Consider the following 19,497-nt stretch of genomic DNA (forward strand, 5'->3'; position numbering starts at 1 on the left):
AGGTCAGCGCGGGGAGGCGGCGAGTTCCTCCAGGCCCTCCAGGGCGGGCTCGTTGAGCAGGTTGATCCGGACGTAGCCGGGGTGGCCGGGCAGTTCGAAGTACCGGCCGTCGAGCGCCAGCAGGCGGTCCGCCGGGGCGGCGGGGCGGGCGAACAGGAAGTAGCCGGTGTCGATCTGCGCCTGCGCGTCCAACGCCCCGGCGCGGGTGAGCCGTTGGTGGTTGCTGCGGACGTGGTCCAGCAGTCGGTGGTTGCCCTCGATCAGCATCAGGTCGGCGGCCCGGTGGGCGAACAGCCGGTCGGCGATCGTGACGTCGCCGTGCAGGTTGAGGTGCAGTTCGGCGAGCGGTTCGCGCAGCGGCCCGGGGACGAGCAGGTGGGCGCAGCGGTAGCCGTGGATGGAGAGGTACTTGGTGGGGCAGACCAGCCGCAGGGTGAGGTCGGCGGGCAGGGCGGCGGAGTCCTCGCGGCGGCCGCCGTCCCAGCGCATGTACTGGAAGGTGCCGTCGACGAACACCAGCGAACCGGTGGCGAGTTGCCACTCGGCGAGCTGCTTGAGCACCAGCTTCGGCACCCGCCGGCCCGCGTACCAGACCGGGTCGGTGAGCAGGAGCACCGTCCGCTCGTCCGGGAGCCGGAGGTCCGGCTGGGGCTGGTGGGCGTGCGCCTCGGTGAGCTTGACCGGCTCGATGCCGAACTGCCGGAAGAAGTAGGCGAATTTGTAGTAGACCGGCGGCAGGTAGTGGATCCGGGTGTGGCCGGTGAGGCGCAGCCAGGTGCAGAAGGTGCCGAGCAGTGAGCTGGCGCCGCCGGCCGGCACGACCTGGTCGGGGGAGTACGGTTCGCCGTCGTAACTCTCGTGCAGGCGGGCGATCTTGGCGCGCAGGACGTGGTCCTCGTCGATCGCCGAGTAGCGGGTGACGTCGCCGAGCCGGTAGGGCGGGGTGTGCGCGAGGTCGCCGAGGTAGTCGGCGACGTAGGGGTGCCCACCGTTGTAGTCGGAGACGAACAGTCGCCCGTCCGGCCGCTGCCGGGCGCGTTCCACGGCCTCGTGCAGGTCGAGCATGCGGAACAGCGACGACGACGTCATCCGTCACCCCTCGGGCTGGTCGGCCCTCGGTGGGCGGCCTTTTTGTCGGACGGGCGTCAAGTCTGTCCCGTGGTCCGGCGCGGCACAAGCCCGCGCCGGACCGGAGGCGGCTGACAATTGACGGATGACAGATTTCAGATGACAGCCGACAGATAACAGATAACAGATATTGAAATCTGTCAGCTGTTAGTCGTCAGTACGGCTGGACCAGGACGTGCGCGGCGCCCGGGATGCCGATCTTGAGCAGCTCGTCCTCCTCCGGCGTGGTCGGCGTGCCGGTCTCCTGCTTGAGGATCGCCCGGGACAGCGCCTGCACCCACATGGCGCGCGGGCGGCGGCGCTCCTCCCAGGCGGCCAGCGCCTCGGGCACCGTCCCGGCGGCGTCCAGGCTCTGGGCGAGCACCAGCGCGTCCTCCACCGCCATCGCCGCGCCCTGGGCCAGGTGCGGGGTGGAGGCGTGCGCGGCGTCCCCGGCCAGGACCACCCGGCCGACGTGCCACGGCTCCTCGACGGTGACCTGGGAGATCCGCGAGTAGACCACCGCCGCCGGGTCGGTGACCTGCTCCAGCGCCTCGGCGATCGGTCCGCCGAAGCCGGCCAGCCGCTCGCGCAGCTGCTCGTGGGCCCGGGCCGGGTCCGGCCGGAAGTCCTCGGCCTCGGCGAACACCGAACCCAGGTACATCAGTTCCGCGCTGATCGGGGTGAGCAGCGCCTTCGCCTTGAGGTTCCCGGCGGACATCACCACGCCCTGCACCTCGGGCGAACGCGGCAGGGTGACCCGCCAGTTGGCGAAGCCGGTGTACTCGGGCGCGTACCGGTCGCCGTAGAGCCGCTTGCGCAGTGGGGAGCCGATGCCGTCGAAGCCGACCACCAGGTCGTACCGGTCGGTGTGCCCGTCGGTGAGCGTCACCGCCACCTGGTCGCCCTCGTCGGCGAGTTCGGCGATCGTCGTGCCGAACCGCAGGCTCGCCCCGGTGGCGGTGGCGGCCTCGCCCAGCAGTCGGGCCAGCGCGGGTCGCGGGATGCCGTTGTTGGACGGCGCGTCGCCCATCCGGGGCTGCGGGATCTTGGCGACGGTGGCACCGGCCGGGTCGCAGATGGTGAGCACCTCCCACTCGAAGCCGGCCGTCAGGCACTGCTCCAGCACGCCGATCTCGCGCATCACGTGCAGCGCGTTGGAGGGCTGGATGATGCCGACGCCGAGCGCCTCCAGGGCGTCGCGCAGTTCGACGACGTCGACCCGGTGGCCGCGGCCGGCGAGGGCGGTGGCCAGGGTCAGGCCGCCGATGCCGCCGCCGTGGACGAGGACGCGCAGGGGTGGGGTCATGACGGTTGTTCTCCAAGCGGTGGTGATCGATCGAGCTGGGGAGGAGTGCGGGGAAGAGAGGTGAGGAAAGGTTTCAGCAGCCCGGCCCGGGGTCGCCGGCCGACAGCGCCATCAGGTGGTCGACCAGCGCCAGCAGCAGGTCCCGCCCGAACGTCCGCACCCGCACGTCGCCGATCAGCATCGGCACCTGCGGGTCGAGGTCCAGCGCGGCCCGGACCTCCGCCGGTGTGCGGGTGTTGTGGCCGTGGAAGCAGTTGATCGCCACCACGAACGGGATGCCCCGGCTCTCGAAGAAGTCGATCGAGGCGAAGCTGGTGTCCAGCCGGCGCGTGTCGGCGATCACGATCCCGCCGAGCGCGCCGTTCACCAGGTCGTTCCACATGAACCAGAACCGTTCCTGCCCGGGCGTGCCGAACAGGTAGACCACCAGCTCCGGATTGACGGTGATCCGCCCGAAGTCCAGGGCGACGGTGGTGGTCTCCTTGCTGTCCACGCCCGCCAGGTCGTCCACGCCGACGCTGGCGCGGGTCAGGTACTCCTCGGTGCGCAGCGGGGCGACCTCGCTGACCGAGCCGACCAGGGTGGTCTTGCCCACCCCGAAGCCGCCGGCGATCAGGATCTTCACGGCGGCCGGGACGACCGGCGCGGGCCGGGGTGCGGGGGAGGGGAGTGGTGCGGATGGTGCCATGGTTCAGAGCCTCCGGAGTCCTTCGCGTACGGCCGTCAGCAGCCCGAGGTCCAGGCCGCCGCCCCCGGCGGCCCGGGCCACCGAGATCGGCGCCCGGGCCAGCAGCAGTCCCTGGGCGATCAGGTCGCCCAGGAGGATCTTGGTGACCGAGACCGGCAGGTCGAGCCCGGCCGCGACCTCGGCGACGGCGGCCGGCCGCCGGCACCGTTCGAGGATCAGCCGGTGCTCGGGCTGGAGCCCGTGCGGCCCGGACGCTCGCGCGCCCCGGGCCGCCAGCACCGGATCCGCCAGCTCCTCGACCGTGCTGAGCAGCGTGATCAGGGTGAGGTCGTCGCGTTCGGGCGCCGTCCGGCCGCGGGTGATGGTGTACGGGCGCACCATCGTGTCCGCGCCGTAGTCGTCGTCCTCGTCCTCGTCGGGCAGCTCGCTCCAGTGCGGCCTCCTCACCGGGGACTCACCCCCGGTTCCTGGCGGCGAAGGCGTCGAACTCGCTGCGGACCGGCGTGGTCAACTTCTGGCCGACCTGCTGGACCAGGGTGTGCATGGCCACCGACATCACCTCGGCGTCCACCTCCTGGGAGGCGATCACCGCCAGGTGGGTGCCCTGCGCGGCGGCGATGACGAACAGCCAGACCTCGGCCAGCTCGACGATCACCTGGTGCACCGGGCCGCCGTCGAAGAGCTGGCCGATGCCCCGGGCGAGGCTCTGCTGGCCGGTGGCGACGGCGGCGAGGCGCTCGGCGTCGGCCCGCTCGATCGAGCGGGAGTGGCTGACGACCAGGCCGTCGTCGGAGAGCAGCACGGCGCTTCTGGTCCCGGGCACCGAGTCGACGAGTCCGTCCAGCAGCCAGTCGAGGTCCTGGTGGGTGGCGGTGGTGCGGTTCATGACTGGTCTTCCGTCCTCGTGGTTCGGGGGTCCGCGGCGGGGAGGGCCCAGGGGGCGGGGCCCGTCGCGGGAGTCGGGGGGCCGGCGATGCTGGTGGGGGTCGCCGGGTCGGGCTGGACGGCGCCGGCGAAGGGGCTGCCGGTGTGGCCGCTGGTGTGGCCGTCGGCGTGGTCGGTGGCGTGGTCGGGTCCGGTCTGGTCGAGGCCGCGGGCGGCCCGGGACTGGCGCTGGAACGCGCCGATGGTGGCGCCCGAGCGGCGCGCCGGCCGCTGGAACGGGCCCGCCGACCCGCTGGTGCCGGTGCCTCCGGTCCCGGGGTACTGGCTCCGGGGCGGCGGCGGGACGCGCAACTCGGCGGCCAGGCTGGCCTGCCGGATCCGCTGCGGGAGCGGCGCCTGGAGGCCGACCGGCGGCTCGGCCGGGCCGACCGGGTCGGCGGCCGGGTAGGACGGTGTGGTGGTGGTCTCGACGGCCGGGGCGGGGGCGGGCTCGTGGTGCTGGCGCCGCTCGGCCAGCCGGTAGTGGTCGGCCGGCCGGTACTGCTCGTCGGCGTACGGCGCCTCGGCCGGGGTCACCGTCGCGTAGGCGATGTCCGGGTAGGCGGGGGCGTCGTAGGACGGCGCCCCGTGCGGGGTGCCGGACGTGCCGCTGAACGGCGTGCCGTACGGCGGGACATCGTGGCCGGGTACGCCGGGTGTGCCGGGTGTGCCGGGCATGCCGGGTGCGTCCGGGCCCGCGAACGGGTGCAGATAGCCGTCCCCGTCCCCGCCGCCGTGCGGACGGCCGCTGGGCACCGGTCCGGCGAACACCTCGTCGTCCGACGGCGGCACGTACTCGACGTGCGCGAAGGCCTGCGCGGGCGCCGGGCGGGGACCGGCGGTGAACCAGTCGCTGCCGGACGGCTCGTCCGCCTGGCCGGGGGCCGGGACGGGCGTCGGCGCCACGCGGGCCGCGCGCTCCTGCTGCTCGTCCACCGCGACGGCCGGCGTCGGCGCCTCCTCGGCTCCCGACGGCACGCCGGCCGTCGCGGCCAGTCCGGTCAGCCCGTGCACGTCGGTCAGCCCGGTCAGCGGGGTCACCCCGGCCGACGGGGGCAGTTCGGTCGGCGCGGGCATCTCCGTCACCGAGGCGAGCGGCGCGAGGGCCCCCCGCTGCTCGGTTCCCCACTGTTCGGCCCCGCGCTCGGGCCGCGCCCGGCGGGGCAGCGGCGTGACCGCCGCGACGTCCGGCAGCCCGGCGTCCCCGTCCAGCACGAGCTCGCCGGGGACCAGCACGACCGCCCGGGTCCCGCCGAAGGCCGACGGCCGGAACTCGATCTGCAGCCCGACCGCGGCCGCCAGCCGGGCCACCACGTGGAAGCCGAGCCGGATGTCGTCCGCCCGCGCCAGCATGTCCGTCCGCGGCGGTTCGGCCGCCAGCGCGTCGGCCGCCAGCGCGTCGGCCATCAGCTTGTTGGCCGCGTCGTACTGCTCCGGGTCCATGCCGAGCCCGCGGTCCTCGATCTCGATGGCGAGCCCGCGCCCGACGACGGCTGCCCGGACGTCGACCGGCGTGGGCGGCTTCGAGAAGGTCGCCGCGTTCTCCATGAGTTCGGCGACCACGTGGGCGATCGGCCCGACCGCCCGTTCGGAGAGCCACGGGTGGCCCTCGACGTCCAGCACGATCCGCCGGTACTCCTGCACCTCGCCCTGCGCGGAGCGCAGCACGTCCAGCAGCGGCACCGGCTTGCGCCACTTCCGCTGCGGCTGGCCGCCGGCCATGATGACCAGGTTCTCCTCGTAGCGGCGCAGTCGTGCGGTCAGGTGGTCGAGGTCGAACAGCCCCTCCAGCACCTCCGGGTCCTCGTGCCGGCGCTCCAGTTCGTCGAGCTTGCGCAGCTGCTGACCGATCAGCAGCTGGGTGCGGCGGGCGATCCGCTGGAGCAGCCGCTCGAAGCCGCGGTGCTGCTCGGCCTGCCGGACGGCGGTCTCCAGCGCGGAGGTGCGGGCCAGGTTGAGCGCCTGCCCGAGCTGCGCCAGCTCGTCGGTGCCGGTCGTGGTGTCCGGCACCGATCCGGCCCCGGTGCCCGCCCCGTCGGCCGCCTCGCCGGCGGCCCCGGTTCCGGGTTCGGCCGCGTGCGGCCCGGCGGTGATCGCCCGGCTCTCCGCCTCGACGTCCACCTGCTCGCCGCGGGCCAGCCGCTCGACCACCTCGGGCAGGGTGCGCTCCAACTCCTGTGCCTGGCCGTGCAGGTCCTTGATCCGGCGGCGCAGCGAGCGGGTCAGCCGCCAGCCCGTGACGACCACCGCGACGACCGCGACCAGGCCGATCACGGTGGTCAGCAGGACGCGGGTGAGCAGCGCGATGATCGAGCCCTTGCCGACCTCGACCACGCCGTCGGTGCGCTTCTCGATCGCCTGCACCAGTTGCGGGTTGAGCTGGTCGACGGCCTGCCGCCACTGGTCCTGGAGCTGCGGGAGCCGGACGCTGCCGCCCGCGTCGGCGGTGGCCGGGCGGCCGAGCGCCTGCTCGACGGCGGCCTTGGCCTGCCAGGCGGGCCCGCTGGTGAGCTCCTGCCAGGTGGCCCGCTCCGCGGCCGGCAGATACGGGACGACCTGCACGGTGAACAGGTGCTCCTGGGCGCCGATCGCCTGCTGGACGAGCTGGTAGTCGGAGGCGCTGAGCCGTCCGGACGGCCAGCCGCGGGCCAGGATCGCGTCCTCGCGGGCCAGCATCTCCTTCGCCCAGAAGGAGTTGAGCAGGGTCTTGGAGACCCAGGTGACCTCGCCGTTGTCGACGTGGCTGAGCGCGGTGAACAGCCGCAGGTCGACGGTGATCAGGTCGGTGTAGTACGCGTAGACGCTCTGCTGGTCGACGGCGCCCTTGTCGATGGCGGCCCGCTGGTCGCCCAGCTTCTCCATCGCGCGCCGGGTCTCGGCGACGGCGGTGCGGACCTCGGCGGGCGCGCTGTCGGCCGTCTCGCCGGAGAGGGCCTGGAACTTCTGCACGGCCTCGTCGGTGAGCCGGCGCTGGTTCTTCAGCTGCTCGGTGACGCTGCCGGGCCGGGCGAGCGCCTCGGCGCTGAGCCGGCGTTCCTCCTGGAGGTTGTAGTAGACGATGTTGGACGGCTGTCCCGCCCGCTCGGCCAGCAGCCCCTGGGCCGCCTGCCGCTGGAAGGCGAAGATGGTCACGCCGCTGGTGACCGCCCAGAGGGCGGCGATGGCGAGACTGGGGACGAGGGAGAGGACGAGCAGTGCCGTCCGCAACGACAGGCGCGGCCGACGCCTGCGGGGGGTCTTCGGCGTCGGGGGCCGCCGATTCGCACGCGCGCGCAGAGCTGACTCCTTGGGGCTGGCGGTCGGCTCGGAAGGGCCGGACCGTCCGGGGCACGGGCTTTATGACGAGGCGATACTAGTCATACGGTGTGTTAGGAGTGAAAGCCCGTTCGATCTTCGGACGGCGCGCACACATGTCCTTAACATGACGGCAGTGTCCGGTTCATACGCCCCGCGCGCCCGTTACCCCTGCTCCGGCCCCGGAAACCGACCGCCGGCACCCCGGCGACGGTCGCCCCGACCGACTGAGGCGGCAGGGGGTCCTCCCGGCAGCTGCCCGAAGCCGGCAGGACCCCCCGCCCTTCCCCCGTGTTCCCCCGTGTCCCCGTTCCCCCGTGGTTCCCCGTGGTCCGGTGCGGGCTGCGCGGACGCGAACAGGTCGGGTTCCACGGCCGGTCGGCCGAGGTGCGAATCCGGCCGGTCGCCCTGGAGCTCGGCCCAGCTCCCGCTGTGCCGATACCGGAATCCTCCGGGAGGCCCCGGCCCGGTTTCCATCCCAGGTATCTGGAGGGGAAAACCGGGCCGGGGCGCCCGTGTGTCGTTACGGCATGGCGAACGCGGCGGCCCAGCGGGCCGTCCCGGACGGCAGCGGGTGCTCGGCCGGGGTCAGGCTCAGTGCCATCCACGCCTCGTCGGGCGCGTCGACGGTCAGCGTGACGCCGTGCGCCGAGGCCCGGCCGAAGCCGAACCGCGGGTAGTACGACGGGTGCCCGAGCAGGAAGACGTACCGCTCGCCCATCGCGCGCGCGGCGTCCAGCGAGGCCCGGACGGCGGCCGAACCGGCGCCCGACCGTTGGTGGTCGGGGTGCACGGAGACCGGTCCCATCGCGAGTGCTGGGACGTCGTCGATGAAGGCCCGGGTGAGCACGACGTGGCCGACGGGGGAGCCGGTGTCGGTGGCGAGGGTGACGACGACCGAGAGGGCGTCGATCCACCCGGCGTCGGTCCGCAGCCGGCCGAGCAGCTCGGCCTCCGTCGGACGGCCGAAGGCGGCCACGGTGAGCTCATGGACGGCCGGGACGTCGGAGGGCAGCTCGACCCGGGTGTGCCAGGACGGGGAGGAGGGCACGGAGGAGGACGGCATGGAGGATGAGGATGAAGACATGATCGGGTAGACCCTTGGTGTGAAGGGGCCCCGGTACGAACGGAATGGTCAGACCGGGACCCGGGAGGTGAGGACGCTCCGGGCGCCGCGCAGCACGTGCGCAGCGGCTATCACCGTGGCCACAATTCACCTTCCCGTCTCTACCGGTCTTTGATCGACTCCTGGTCACGCTCGGACCGGCCGACCGTAACACGGGGTCCGAACGGGGCGCACCTGGTTTTCCACGCGGCACTCAGCGCCCGCGGGAGGCCCGCGCGACCAGCAGCAGGAACAGTCCGCAGGCCGTGACCACCAGCCACCCGGGCCGGGCGGCGACGGCGAGGCCGTCCGGGGCCACGCCCGCGACCAGGCCGCCCGCGACCGCGACGCCGACCGCCGAACCGACCTGGCGCGCCGTCGAGGTGATCGCCCCGGCCACGCCCGCGCGGTCGGCGGGCAGACCGCTCACGGCGGTGTTGGTGATCGGGGCGTTGGCGAAGCCGAACCCGACGCCGAGCAGCAGGTAGGCGAGCAGCACGACCGGGAGCTCGGCCCGGCCGACCAGGCACAGCACGCCGCCGGCCGCCGTGAACCCGCCCGCGAGCAGCAGCGGCCGACGCGGCCCGAACCGGCTCGTCAGGGCCCCGGACAGCGGCGCGCACACCGTCGCCCCCAGCGCCATCGGCAGGGTCGCCGCGCCGGCCGCGAGCGGCGTCCACCCGCGCGCGTGCTGGAGCTGGAAGGTGGTGAGCAGCAGGCTCACCGTCAGGGCGACGAACACCGCCACCGCGCCCAGCACGGCCGTGCCGAACACCGGTCGCCGGAACAGGCCGAGGTCCATCAGCGGTTCGGCCCGCCGGCGCTCGACCAGTGCGAAGGCGGCCGTCGTCGCCGCCACCACCGCGTACCCGGCCAGGGCGGGGGCGGCGGCCCAGCCGATCCGCGGCCCCTCGATGAGCACCGCGACCGTCGCGCACACGGCCGCGGTGAGCAGCAGCTGGCCGGGCAGGTCGAGCCGGCGGGCCCGCGGCGCCCGCGACTCCGGGACGAACAGCACGCTCAGCACGACGGCCACCAGCACCACCGGCAGGTTCACCCAGAACACCGAACGCCAGCCGAAGGCCGCGACCAGCGCCCCGCCGGTGACCGGCCCGGCCGCCATGCTCAGCCCGAACACCGACGCCCACACGCCGATCGCGCGGGCCCGCTCCCGGGGGTCGGGCATCGCGCTCACCACGATCGCCAGCGCCACCGGGCTGAGCATCGACGCGCCCACGCCCTGCAGGGCGCGCGCCGCGACCAGCACGCCGAGCGACGGCGCGAGCGCGCAGGCGAGCGAGGCGAGGCCGAAGACCACCAGCCCGCACTGGAAGACCCGGCGGCGCCCGAACCGGTCGGCGAGCGCGCCGGCCGAGATCAGCAGGCTGGCCAGGACCACGGTGTAGGCGTCGACGATCCACTCCAGGCCGTGCGTTCCCACGGCCAGGCCGCGCCCGATCGCGGGCAGGCCGACGTTGACGATGGTGGTGTCCAGGCCGACCAGGAACAGGCTCAGCGCGCAGACGGCGAGGACCGTCCAGCGTCGGCGGGCGCTCAGTGCCGCCCCGGGTGCCGGGGTGGTGGTCGGGGTCGATGGGGTTGCCGTGGTTGCCATGGGCGGGTCCTTGTCCTACGGGTGCGGGGCGGTACGTCGTACCGGTCGCGCCCATGCTCGGACCGGGCGGCGGCGCGGGCCCAGCGTCTTTGCGGAAACCGCAAAGAGCGGCCCGGGACGACGCCGGGAACGGCCCGGGGCGCCGCCGGGGAACGGCCCGCGCCGGGCAGAATCAGGACCCGTGAACGACGACGTCCCCGAGCTCATCGCCGCCATCGGCCCCCGGCTGCGCGCGCTGCGCCACGGCCGCGCGCTCACCCTGGAGGCGCTCGCCGCCGACACCGGGATCTCGGTGAGCACCCTGTCCCGCCTGGAGTTCGGCCACCGGCGGCCCACCCTCGACCTGCTCATCCCACTCGCCCGCGCCCATCGCGTCGCCCTGGACCAGCTGGTGGCCGCCCCCGCCACCGGCGACCCCCGCGTCCACCTCCGGCCCCGGCACCGGGACTCCGGGAGCGTCCTGGTGCCGCTCACCGACTACCCGGGGCGGGTGCAGGTGTTCAAGCAGGTCCTGGCGCCGCGCGAGCCCAGGCTCGTCACCCACCTCGGCTACGAGTGGCTCTACGTCCTCGCCGGTGAGCTGCGACTCGTCGTGGGGGAGCGGGAGTTCACCCTCCACCCGGGCGAGGCGGCCGAGTTCGACACCGCCGAGCCGCACTGGTTCGGGCCGGCCGGGGCGGACGCGGTCGAGATCCTGCACCTGTTCGGCCCGCACGGTGACCAGGCCGTCGTCGTCCCGACCTGAACCGCCCGGCGGCCACCGGGACCTGGTCAGGCCGAGTCGCCCCCGCCGTTCCCGTCGGTGAAGCGCTCCGCCTGCAGCCGGCGGGCTCAGCGGCTGAACTGCCGGACCCGGCCACGGACCAGGGCCAGCGACACCGCCTCCAGGGCGCTGCCGAACGACACCTCGCTCAGCACCCCGGGCGCCGCCACCTGGTCGCCCACCAGGTAGACGCCGTCGCCGCGGTCGACCGACGGGCGGTCCCGCCAGGTCGTCCCCGGCCGGTCCACCGCGCCCGTCCGGCCCGCCGCCACCGCCGTCCGCCGCCAGACCGTGCGCTCCCGCCAGCCCCGGAAGCCCAGGTCCAGCAGCTGCTCCGCCCGGGCCAGCCCGGACTCCTTCGACTCGCCGGGAGCCAGGGGGAGTTGGGCCTGCACCAGCTGCTCGCCGGCCGGCGCCAGGCTGCGGTCCTGGGCGGTGAAGCGCTCCACCCAGCCGGTGCCGTCGAGGTCCGAGACGACGAACGCGTCCCCGCGCCGCGACCGCACCGCCAGGTCCAGCAGCAGCGTCCGGCCGCTCTCCCCGGTCAGGCGGTCGTCGTCGAGCAGCCGGCGCGCGGCGTCCAGCGAGGTCGCGACGATGATCGGGTTGTTGGTCGGCGGCAGCGCCTCCAGCCGCGAACCGGTCTCGATCCGCACCCCCAACTCCAGCGCCCGGGCCGACATCCGGTCGATCACCGACTGCCAGCCGCCCACCGGGTACACCGCCTCCGGCGGCAGGCCCGCCGCCCGGCGCAGCCGCTCCTGGGTGAACGCCGCCGAGAGCAGGCCGGGGTCGTGGTGGAAGGTCGCGACGGCCACGAAGTTCGCCGCCGCGCGGGCCGTCCGCTCGCCCGCCACCTCGCTCGCCCAGCCGAGGAAGGTCCGGCCGACCGGCGCGTCCCGGCGGGTCGCCAGCCGGGAGATCCCGAGCGGCGGCAGCGCGCGCAGCCGGCCGTCCAGGCGGTAGCGCATCCGCAGCAGGTCGCCGACCGGGATCCGGGCCAGCGGCCCGACCAGTCCGCGCCGCCGCAGCCACGCCCAGTGCGGGCCGCGCCGGTAGAACGCGTGCGGTCCCTCGTTGGTCCGGTACGGCCCCTGCGCCGTCCTGGCCCGGCCGCCGAGCCGGCGGTGCGCCTCGTGGAGCGTCACCTCCGCGCCCTCCTCGGCCGCCGAGATCGCCGCCGTCAGCCCGCCGAAGCCCCCGCCGATGATGGTGATGCGCCGCGCCATGTCCTCGTCCTCCCGCTCTCCTCCGTGGCCGTTGTCGGGAGGGAGACGGCGTAGCCCGCCGGAATGTGACGGGTCGGCGCACAGGAAGTCGGACCGGCCGACTTCCTGTGCGCGGCGGGGCCGCCGAGGTCCGCCGCCGGCCGCTCCGCGATCCCGCCGGTGACCTTGATCACAAAGCCGTGACCGATGGCCTGATCAGGCAATAGAGATGACATGACCACGCTTTCCATACCGGGCGCCGTCGCCGATTCCGCCGCCACTCCAACCGCCGCTCCCACCGGCACGGCCGCCGAGCTGACCCGGCTCCTCTACGACGCCCACCGCCACGACGTCCACCGCGACTGGCGGGAGCTGGCCGCCGACCCGGCCATGTACCGGCGCACCGACACCCCGCCCGCCGAGCAGCTCGCCGACTCCTACCGCCGCCTGCGCCGCGTCAACGACACCGTCGACGCCGCCGCCCTGGCCGCCGACCCCGCCCGCCTGGCCGCGCTGCACGAGTGGACCGGCCCGCTGGACGGAGCCCTCACCGTGCTCGCCGGCATCCACTACAACCTCTTCCTCGGCAGCCTGCTCGACCACGACCCGAACGACAAGCGCCCGCTCGACGACTACCTGCGGATGGACCGCGTCGGAACCTTCCTCTGCACCGAACTCGGCCACGGCAACGACGCCGCCGCCCTGGAGACCGTCGCCGACTACGACCGCACCGACCGCACCTTCATCCTGCACACGCCCCACCCGGCCGCCCGGAAGTTCATGCCGAACACCGGCCCCGCCGGCGGCCCGAAGTCCGCCGTGGTCGCCGCGCGGCTGCGCATCGACGGCCGCGACCAGGGCGTCTTCCTCTTCCACGTGCCGCTCACCGACGAGTCCGGCCCGCTGCCCGGCGTCACCGTCCAGGCCCTGCCGCTGCGCCCCGGCAGTCCGGTCGACCACTGCCTCACCTCCTTCGACCGGGTCGTCCTGCCGCCCGAGGCGCTGCTCACCGGCGAGCACGGCCGGCTCGCCGACGACGGCACGCTCAGCAGCTCATTGGGCAGCAAGCGGAAACGATTCCTCACCGCGATCGGCCGGGTCACCGCCGGCAAGCTCTGCATGAGCGCCAGCGCCGTCGGCGGCGCCCGGGTCGCCCTCGCCACCGCCGTCCGCTACGCGCACCACCGCGAGATCGCCGACACCCGGCCGGACCGCCGCCGCCCGATCTGGAGCCACCGCACCCACCACGGTCCGCTGCTGGCCGGCCTCGCCACGCTCTACGCGATGACCGCGCTGCACCGGGACGCCGTCGACCGCTGGGCCGGCCATGGCGCCGGAGCTTCCAACGGCCCCGGCAGCTCCGGCGGCCCCGGTGACTCCGCCGACCGGGCCGCCGCCGAGCGTCAGATCGCCATCGCCAAGGGCTGGATCACCTGGCAGGCCCGCGAGCTGATCATCGAGAGCCGGGAACGCTGCGGCGCCCAGGGCCTGTTGCCGGTCAACGGGATCACCGTGCTCGCCTCGGACGTCGAGGGCGCCATCACCGCCGAGGGCGACAACCTCGCGCTCTGGGCCAAGGCCGGCGCGGAACTCCTCCTGGAGACCGAGGAAACGTCCCTCCCGGCGGCCGGGGGGACCGCCGGGGCCGGGGCCGCCGACCCCGCTGACCCGGCCGACCTCGCCGATCCCGCCGTCCGGCAGGCGCTGCTGCGCGCCGTCGGCCGGATCCGGCTGGCCCGGGCCCGGACCCGGCTGCGCGAGGCCCCCGCCGGGGACAGCCTGGGCCGCTGGAACGCCGCCGCCCCCGACGCCCTCGCCGCCGTCACCGCCCGGGCCGAACTCGACGCCGGCGCGGCCCTGCTGGCCTGGGCGGACGCCGCCGCCGACCCGGACGCCCGGGCCCTGCTGCTCGACCTGCACCGGCTCTTCACCCTGCGCCGGATCGACGCGCACGCCGCCACCCTGCTGGCCGCCGGCGAACTCACCGCCCGCCAGGCCGAGTCCCTGCCGGACCTGGCGGAACGTTCCATCGGCCGACTGGCCGACCACGCCCTCACCCTGGTCGAGGCCTTCGACCTCCCCGAACCCCTCCTCGCCCACCGCCCCATCGCCAACCCCGACTACCAGCAGGCCTTCACCGCCTGACGCGCCCGCCCCCGGACGCGCCGCCGGGCTGCCCCGTTCCTCCCCGAGCGCGGGAACGGGGCAGCCCGGCGACGGCCGTCAGGGCAGCGGGTCCTCAGGACGGGATGATCTCCCGGGTCAGCTTCGTGGACCAGCCGCACCAGTAGTAGCCCGGCAGGAAGGCGCCGCCCGCCTCGTCCAGGTGCTCCTCGATGTACGGGATCGTCGCGTCGCACACCTCGATGGCGAAGGCGAAGAACTCCACCGTGTCCGGGTTGATGTGGTAGCTCCACCGCGGGTTGTAGAACTGCGGACGCGGCACGATCCGCGCCATCACGTGCGTCGCCTCCTTCTCCTTGCCGCTCAGGATGTCCCGGGCCTTCTGGATCCGGTTCACGTCGGTGAGCCGGAAGACGAAGGTCTCGTGGGTGACGTCGGTGAACTCGAAGAGGGCCGTCGGATCGGGGGCGCGGGTGCCCGGGCCCTCCGTCCGCTGCTGGGCCCCGGCGGGCTGGGCCCCGGCGGGCTGGGCCCCGGCGGGCTGGGCCATCGTCAGGGCGAGGACTGCTGCGGCGGCAAGGCTGCCGATCCTGCCGGCGATTCGTCGCACCGGGAATCTCCTCATGGCTGCGGGTCGTCGGATCACGACCGATCGGTCACGAAGAGTAGGGCAGTCGTGGCGGAAAGTGTCGGAACCCGACCGTGTCCTAGGCTCCCGGTGTGCCGCTCCTCCTGCCCCACATCGCCCGGCTCCCCGGACCGCTCGTGCCCGCCCCGCCCTCGGTGGCCACGCCGCTCGGCGTGCTCGACCTCCGGGCGCGCCTGGGCGGTTGGACGGTGCCGCCGAGGCCCGGGCGGGTGGACCGCCTCCCGACCGGCGCCCTGATCCACCACTGGGAGCACCCCGGCGCCGAACTGGAGCTGCTGCTCTGCCCGTTCCGGCCGCGCGGGGACGCCGCGGTGCTGCCGGCGGCGAACTGCTGGGGCGCCGTCTGGCGGATCGACGCCCGGGCCGCGCTCTCCGGGGTCCGGTTGACCGCCTCCTTCCGGGACGTCCCGGCCGGAGTCGAGAGCGAGTACGCGGGCAGTCAGGGGACCGCCGCCGTCGAACTCTGGGACGCCGAAACGGTTCTCCACCTCGGCGGCCCCGACGCGGAGGACCTCTACTGGCGCGCCGAACTCGGCGGCGTCCCGGCGGCTTGGGCCCGGTACTTCGACACCGTGGACGTCGGCGGGGCCGGCTGGGCCGGCTGGGGCGTCGAGTACCTCGACGACAACCGGGCCCTGCGCTGGACCCTCCCGGCCCTCGAACCCGGCGACCACGCCTTCTTCCAGACCGCCCTGGCCTGGCGCACCCGGCGCCCCGACGACTCCGAGTACGACGAGCGGACCCTGTGGGCCGTCCAGGTCGGCTACGAGCGCGTCCTCGAAGCGGCGGCCGGGATGGCGCACCCGGACTGAGCGGCCGCTCGAACGCCAGTACTTCGACAAGTCGTCGCCGGTACGCCATCCGGCGGCCACGGAGGACCACTTCGTCCTGCCTACCGTGCCGGGTCATGAGCACCTCCCACACCCGCCTGACGGTCGCGGTGGCGCTGACCGGCGCCCTCGTCCTCGGCACCCCGGCGCTGGCCGCCGCCGCCCCCGCTCCCGCCGCGTCCGCTCCCGCCGCTGCCGGGTCCGCCGCCGCCGCGCGGCAGGCGATCCCGTTCACCGCCGCCACCGCCACCCAGCAGGCCGACGGCGGCTTCACGCTCACCTGGACCGCCCCCGGCGCCCGCCACGTGACCGTCTACGCCGGCACCGACCCGGAGGACATCCGCCACCGCAAGCCCGTCGCCAAGGGCGCCGGAACCGGCACGGTCACCGTCACCGGGCTGCCCGCCGCCGACCAGTGGTACTTCGAGCTCGTCCCCGACCGCGGCACCCCGCTCGTCGTCGCCGACCGCTCGTTGCACCTCGCCTCCGCCCCCAACTTCCGCGACGCCGGCGGGTACCGCACCGCCGACGGCCACTGGGTCCGGATGGGCGTCGTCTACCGCTCGGGCGACCTCTCCAAGCTGACCGAGCCGGACCTCGCCAAGCTCCGCCGCCTCGGCATCCGCACCGTCTTCGACCTGCGCACCCCCGCCGAGCGGAAGGCCGCCCCCGACCGCCTCCCGGCCGGCGCCACCGCCGTCGACGCCAATGTGCTCGGCACCGCCGACACCGGCGCGTTCAACGTCACCACCCCGCAGGCCGCCGTCCAGGCCATGATCGACGGCGAGCGCACCATGGTCTCCGCCGACAGCGCCCGCGGCGCCTACCGCGCCGTCCTCACCTCCCTGGTGGAGCGCGACGACGAGAACGTCCTGTTCCACTGCACGGCCGGCAAGGACCGCACCGGCTGGGCCTCCGCCGCGCTGCTCACCGCGCTCGGCGTGCCGCGCGAGACCGTCGAGGCCGACTACCTCGCCAGCAACACCTACCGGGCCGCCGAGATCGCCGCCACCCTCGCCCAGCTGCCGCCCGCCTACCAGGCCGTCTACAAGCCGCTGCTGGACGTCCGGCCCGAGTATCTGAACGCCGGATTCGACGAGGTGCAGCGGACGTTCGGCTCCTTCGACGCCTACCTGGCGTCCGGGCTCGGCCTGGACCGGCGCGACCTCCGCGACCTGCGCAGTCAGCTGCTCGTCGGCTGAGGGCGGCGGGGTAACCGGTCGGCGGTGGCGGTGGCGGTGGCGGTGGCGGTGGCGGCGGTGGCGGCGGGAACCCGCGTTGCCGGAACCGGGACGGCCTGCTTCGATCGTCCGTATGGACCCCGACGCGATCCCCGCCATCGCCGCCACCCTGCGCCAGATCGGCCCGCGGCTGCGCCGCCTGCGCGAGCGCAAGGACATGTCGCTGGCCGATCTCAGCCAGGCCACCGGGATCTCCAAGAGCACCCTGTCCCGGCTGGAGTCCGAGCAGCGCAAACCCAGCCTCGAACTCCTCCTCCCGATCGCCGCCGCCCTCGCCGTCCCGCTGGACGAGATCGTCGCCGCCCCGCGCGTCCAGGACCCGCGCGTCCACCAGCATCCGGCACGCGCCGACGGCCGGGTCTTCGTCCCGCTCTCCCGGCACCAGACCGAGCCCCGGGCGTTCAAGATCACCATCCCGGCGAGCCACCACGCCCCCACCCTCACCACCCACACCGGCCACGAGTGGCTCTACGTCCTCTCCGGCCGGCTCCGGCTGCTCCTCGGTGAGCACGACGTCGTCCTCGCCCCGGGTGAGGCGGCCGAGTTCGACTGCCAGAACCCGCACTGGTTCGGCTCCACCGGCGCCGGGGACGTCGAGGTGCTCAGCCTCTTCGGCAAGCAGGGCGAACGCCTCCACCTGCGCGCCCGGACCCGCCCGAAGGAGGCGTGAGCCCGCTCCGGACCCGGTGGTAGCGTGCCCGTCGGGCGGGTGCTGACCATGCTGAACCGGGGGGCCGGAGTGCGGCGGTGGCAACGGACGGCGGTGGCCGTCTGGGCGGTGCTGGTCGTCGGCGGTGGCGCCGTCACGCTCCTGCTGGGTGACGGCCGGGAGGAGCCGCCGGCGGGCCGTCCGGGGTCGGCCCCGTCCGGTTCCTCGCCGGTCGCGGACTGCAAGCGCCCGAACGTGCTGTGCGCCGCCAGGATCGAGACCGCCCCGGCCGGAGCGTCCGCAGGCGTGCCGGGCGTGCCGGGCGGACACGGCCGGTGAGCGCGGTGGGCGCGGTCGGTGCCGGGGGAGTCGGGGCGGTGCGGTCCGCCCTGCCGGCGGGCCCGCACAGGAAGTCGGCCGATCCGACTTCCTGCGCCGACGGCGGGCTGTCACACTCGCCTTCGTGAACACACGGGGGTCGTTCGCCGTCGTTCCGTCCGCCCTGGAACCCTCCGCCATCGGGCCGTTCGCCTGGAAGCCGGTCGCCGCGGTGACGGCGGCGGTGACCGCGGTGCAACTCGCCCTGTCCGGCCGGTACGGGTTCCACCGCGACGAGCTGTACTTCCTGCTCGCCGGCCGCCACCCCGACTGGGGCTACGTCGACCAGCCGCCGCTCACCCCGCTCCTCGGGCGCGCGTCCACGGCCCTGTTCGGCGACGGCCCGGCCGGGCTGCGCGCCGTGTCCGTCCTGCTCTGCGCCGCCACCGTCGTCCTGGTGGCGCTGCTGGCACGGGAGTTGGGCGCCGGATGGGGCGGCCAGCTGCTCGCCGCCGGGAGCGCGGCCTGCTCGGCGTTCGTGCTCGCGGTCGGGCACCTGCTCAACACCGCCACCTTCGACCTGTTCGGCTGGCTGGCCGTCTGCCTGCTCGCCCTGCGCCTGCTGCGCACCGGCGACGGCCGCTGGTGGCCCGCCGTCGGCGCGGCGACCGGGCTCGCGCTGCTCAACAAGGACCTCGTCCTGTTGCTCGCCGCCGCCCTGGTGCCGGCCGTCCTGATCACCGGACCGCGCCGGGTGCTGCGCGGGTGGTGGCCGGTCGCGGGCGCCGCCGTCGCGGTGGCGGTCGCGCTGCCCGACCTGTGGTGGCAGGCCGCCCACGGCTGGCCCCAACTCACCGTCGCCGGCGGCATCAGCGAGCGGGACGGCCTGGCCAACCGGCTGCTGTTCGTGCCGATGCAGATCCTCTACCTGTCGCCGGTGCTGGTGCCGGTCTGGCTGGCCGGCTTCCGCCGCCTGCGCCACGACGCCGACTCGGCCTGGGCCAGGCCGTTCGCGCTCGCCTACCCGGTGCTCTGCGGGCTGGTGGTCGCGGTCGGCGGCAAGCCGTACTACGCGCTGCCCGCGCTGCTGGTCCTGACCGCGGCCGGCTGCGAACCGGTCGCCCGCCGGCTGGCGGCGGCGGGCCCGCGCCGGATCCGGTCGTTCGCGACCGCGCTGGCGTTCGGCGCGGCCGTCAACCTCGTCGTCACCCTCCCGGTGCTGCCGGCCCGCCTCACCCCGGCCGTCAACCGGCTCTACGCGGAACAGGGCGAGCAGATCGGCTGGCCCGAACTCGCCGACGCCGCCGCCCGGGGCTGGGACGCCATCCCGCCCGACCGCCGGGACCGCGCCGTCCTCTTCGCCGCCGACTACGGCGAGGCGGGCGCCCTCGCCGCCTACGGTCCGGTCCGCGGCCTGCCCGCCCCGTACTCCGGCCACATGAGCCTGGCCGACTGGGGCCCGCCGCCGGACCGCCTCGACGGCCCGGTGCTGCTCGTCCACCCGGACGGATTCCCGGGCGCGGAACGGCACTTCACCGACTGCCGGGTGGTCGCCCGGGTCGACAACGGCCACGGCGTCCCGAACCAGGAGCAGCACGCGCCCGTGCTGCTCTGCTCGGGCACCGACCGGCCCTGGTCGGTGCTCTGGCCGGAACTGCGGCACTACTACTGAG

Annotated in this window: 17 protein-coding genes; 7 read left to right on the forward strand and 10 right to left on the reverse strand. The window is 74.8% G+C overall.

All coding sequences use genetic code 11. From position 1 onward, the window contains the following. Positions 1-3: 3 nt before the first annotated feature. The 8 genes from AB0N76_RS06185 to AB0N76_RS06220 form a co-directional block, all read right to left on the reverse strand. Entirely contained in the window at positions 4-1,089 is a 1,086-nt protein-coding gene (locus AB0N76_RS06185) for an aminotransferase class I/II-fold pyridoxal phosphate-dependent enzyme (protein ID WP_363553668.1), read from the reverse strand. A gap of 193 nt (positions 1,090-1,282) precedes the next feature. Next, on the reverse strand, positions 1,283-2,416 hold the full coding sequence (locus AB0N76_RS06190; RefSeq protein ID WP_363553670.1) for an FAD-dependent monooxygenase: 1,134 nt from the start codon (positions 2,414-2,416) through the stop codon (positions 1,283-1,285). Positions 2,417-2,489: 73 nt separating this feature from the next. Beyond that, positions 2,490-3,104 (reverse strand): ATP/GTP-binding protein, encoded by a 615-nt coding sequence (locus AB0N76_RS06195; RefSeq protein ID WP_363553672.1) that lies wholly within the window; start codon positions 3,102-3,104, stop codon positions 2,490-2,492. Between the two features lie 3 nt (positions 3,105-3,107). Then, a complete protein-coding gene (locus tag AB0N76_RS06200; protein WP_363553821.1) occupies positions 3,108-3,485 on the reverse strand; it encodes a DUF742 domain-containing protein in 378 nt (125 codons plus the stop codon). Between the two features lie 73 nt (positions 3,486-3,558). Continuing rightward, positions 3,559-3,990 carry a roadblock/LC7 domain-containing protein gene (locus AB0N76_RS06205; protein WP_363553674.1) on the reverse strand — a complete coding sequence of 144 codons (432 nt, stop codon included), beginning with the start codon at positions 3,988-3,990 and terminating at the stop codon, positions 3,559-3,561. Further along, the gene (locus AB0N76_RS06210) at positions 3,987-7,235 is read right to left on the reverse strand and encodes a nitrate- and nitrite sensing domain-containing protein (RefSeq protein WP_363553676.1); all 3,249 of its coding nucleotides are present in this window, start codon (positions 7,233-7,235) and stop codon (positions 3,987-3,989) included. The genes AB0N76_RS06205 and AB0N76_RS06210 overlap by 4 nt, the downstream gene beginning before the upstream one ends. Positions 7,236-7,845: 610 nt before the next feature. Then, the gene (locus AB0N76_RS06215) at positions 7,846-8,388 is read right to left on the reverse strand and encodes an N-acetyltransferase (RefSeq protein WP_363553678.1); all 543 of its coding nucleotides are present in this window, start codon (positions 8,386-8,388) and stop codon (positions 7,846-7,848) included. A 253-nt stretch (positions 8,389-8,641) separates the two neighbouring features. Further along, a complete protein-coding gene (locus tag AB0N76_RS06220; RefSeq protein ID WP_363553680.1) occupies positions 8,642-10,042 on the reverse strand; it encodes an MFS transporter in 1,401 nt (466 codons plus the stop codon). A gap of 181 nt (positions 10,043-10,223) precedes the next feature. Between AB0N76_RS06220 and AB0N76_RS06225 the strand changes: the two genes are divergently transcribed. Then, positions 10,224-10,787 (forward strand): XRE family transcriptional regulator, encoded by a 564-nt coding sequence (locus AB0N76_RS06225; protein ID WP_363553682.1) that lies wholly within the window; start codon positions 10,224-10,226, stop codon positions 10,785-10,787. Between the two features lie 86 nt (positions 10,788-10,873). Here the strand turns inward: AB0N76_RS06225 and AB0N76_RS06230 are convergent, their stop codons facing one another. Then, entirely contained in the window at positions 10,874-12,034 is a 1,161-nt protein-coding gene (locus AB0N76_RS06230) for an NAD(P)-binding protein (protein ID WP_363553684.1), read from the reverse strand. Positions 12,035-12,247: 213 nt separating this feature from the next. Between AB0N76_RS06230 and AB0N76_RS06235 the strand changes: the two genes are divergently transcribed. Next, on the forward strand, positions 12,248-14,158 hold the full coding sequence (locus tag AB0N76_RS06235; RefSeq protein ID WP_363553686.1) for an acyl-CoA dehydrogenase: 1,911 nt from the start codon (positions 12,248-12,250) through the stop codon (positions 14,156-14,158). A 94-nt stretch (positions 14,159-14,252) separates the two neighbouring features. On the opposite strand, the gene AB0N76_RS06240 is transcribed toward AB0N76_RS06235, so the two are convergent. Continuing rightward, on the reverse strand, positions 14,253-14,747 hold the full coding sequence (locus AB0N76_RS06240) for a calmodulin-binding protein (protein ID WP_363553688.1): 495 nt from the start codon (positions 14,745-14,747) through the stop codon (positions 14,253-14,255). A gap of 110 nt (positions 14,748-14,857) precedes the next feature. Between AB0N76_RS06240 and AB0N76_RS06245 the strand changes: the two genes are divergently transcribed. From AB0N76_RS06245 to AB0N76_RS06265, 5 genes are all read left to right on the forward strand, one after another. After that, the gene (locus AB0N76_RS06245) at positions 14,858-15,598 is read left to right on the forward strand and encodes a hypothetical protein (protein ID WP_363553690.1); all 741 of its coding nucleotides are present in this window, start codon (positions 14,858-14,860) and stop codon (positions 15,596-15,598) included. A 95-nt stretch (positions 15,599-15,693) separates the two neighbouring features. Beyond that, positions 15,694-16,818 carry a tyrosine-protein phosphatase gene (locus AB0N76_RS06250; protein ID WP_363553692.1) on the forward strand — a complete coding sequence of 375 codons (1,125 nt, stop codon included), beginning with the start codon at positions 15,694-15,696 and terminating at the stop codon, positions 16,816-16,818. 112 nt (positions 16,819-16,930) lie between these two features. Beyond that, complete coding sequence (locus AB0N76_RS06255) at positions 16,931-17,527, forward strand: helix-turn-helix domain-containing protein (RefSeq protein ID WP_363553694.1); 597 nt, start codon at positions 16,931-16,933, stop codon at positions 17,525-17,527. Between the two features lie 48 nt (positions 17,528-17,575). Beyond that, complete coding sequence (locus AB0N76_RS06260) at positions 17,576-17,845, forward strand: hypothetical protein (RefSeq protein WP_363553696.1); 270 nt, start codon at positions 17,576-17,578, stop codon at positions 17,843-17,845. 124 nt (positions 17,846-17,969) lie between these two features. Continuing rightward, a complete protein-coding gene (locus AB0N76_RS06265; RefSeq protein ID WP_363553698.1) occupies positions 17,970-19,496 on the forward strand; it encodes a glycosyltransferase family 39 protein in 1,527 nt (508 codons plus the stop codon). The last annotated feature ends 1 nt before the right edge of the window (position 19,497 follow it).

Origin of the sequence: Kitasatospora sp. NPDC093806 (genome assembly GCF_040683335.1) — a bacterium.
Taxonomy (GTDB): domain Bacteria; phylum Actinomycetota; class Actinomycetes; order Streptomycetales; family Streptomycetaceae; genus Kitasatospora.

Coding starts and splice junctions, on each gene's coding strand:
- AB0N76_RS06185 (WP_363553668.1), bottom strand. CDS start 1,089: ATGACGTCGTCGTCGCTGTTCCGCATGCTCGACCTGCACGAGGCCGTG.
- AB0N76_RS06190 (WP_363553670.1), bottom strand. CDS start 2,416: ATGACCCCACCCCTGCGCGTCCTCGTCCACGGCGGCGGCATCGGCGGC.
- AB0N76_RS06195 (WP_363553672.1), bottom strand. CDS start 3,104: ATGGCACCATCCGCACCACTCCCCTCCCCCGCACCCCGGCCCGCGCCG.
- AB0N76_RS06200 (WP_363553821.1), bottom strand. CDS start 3,485: ATGGTGCGCCCGTACACCATCACCCGCGGCCGGACGGCGCCCGAACGC.
- AB0N76_RS06205 (WP_363553674.1), bottom strand. CDS start 3,990: ATGAACCGCACCACCGCCACCCACCAGGACCTCGACTGGCTGCTGGAC.
- AB0N76_RS06215 (WP_363553678.1), bottom strand. CDS start 8,388: ATGCCGTCCTCCTCCGTGCCCTCCTCCCCGTCCTGGCACACCCGGGTC.
- AB0N76_RS06220 (WP_363553680.1), bottom strand. CDS start 10,042: ATGGCAACCACGGCAACCCCATCGACCCCGACCACCACCCCGGCACCC.
- AB0N76_RS06230 (WP_363553684.1), bottom strand. CDS start 12,034: ATGGCGCGGCGCATCACCATCATCGGCGGGGGCTTCGGCGGGCTGACG.
- AB0N76_RS06235 (WP_363553686.1), top strand. CDS start 12,248: ATGACCACGCTTTCCATACCGGGCGCCGTCGCCGATTCCGCCGCCACT.
- AB0N76_RS06250 (WP_363553692.1), top strand. CDS start 15,694: ATGAGCACCTCCCACACCCGCCTGACGGTCGCGGTGGCGCTGACCGGC.
- AB0N76_RS06255 (WP_363553694.1), top strand. CDS start 16,931: ATGGACCCCGACGCGATCCCCGCCATCGCCGCCACCCTGCGCCAGATC.
- AB0N76_RS06260 (WP_363553696.1), top strand. CDS start 17,576: ATGCTGAACCGGGGGGCCGGAGTGCGGCGGTGGCAACGGACGGCGGTG.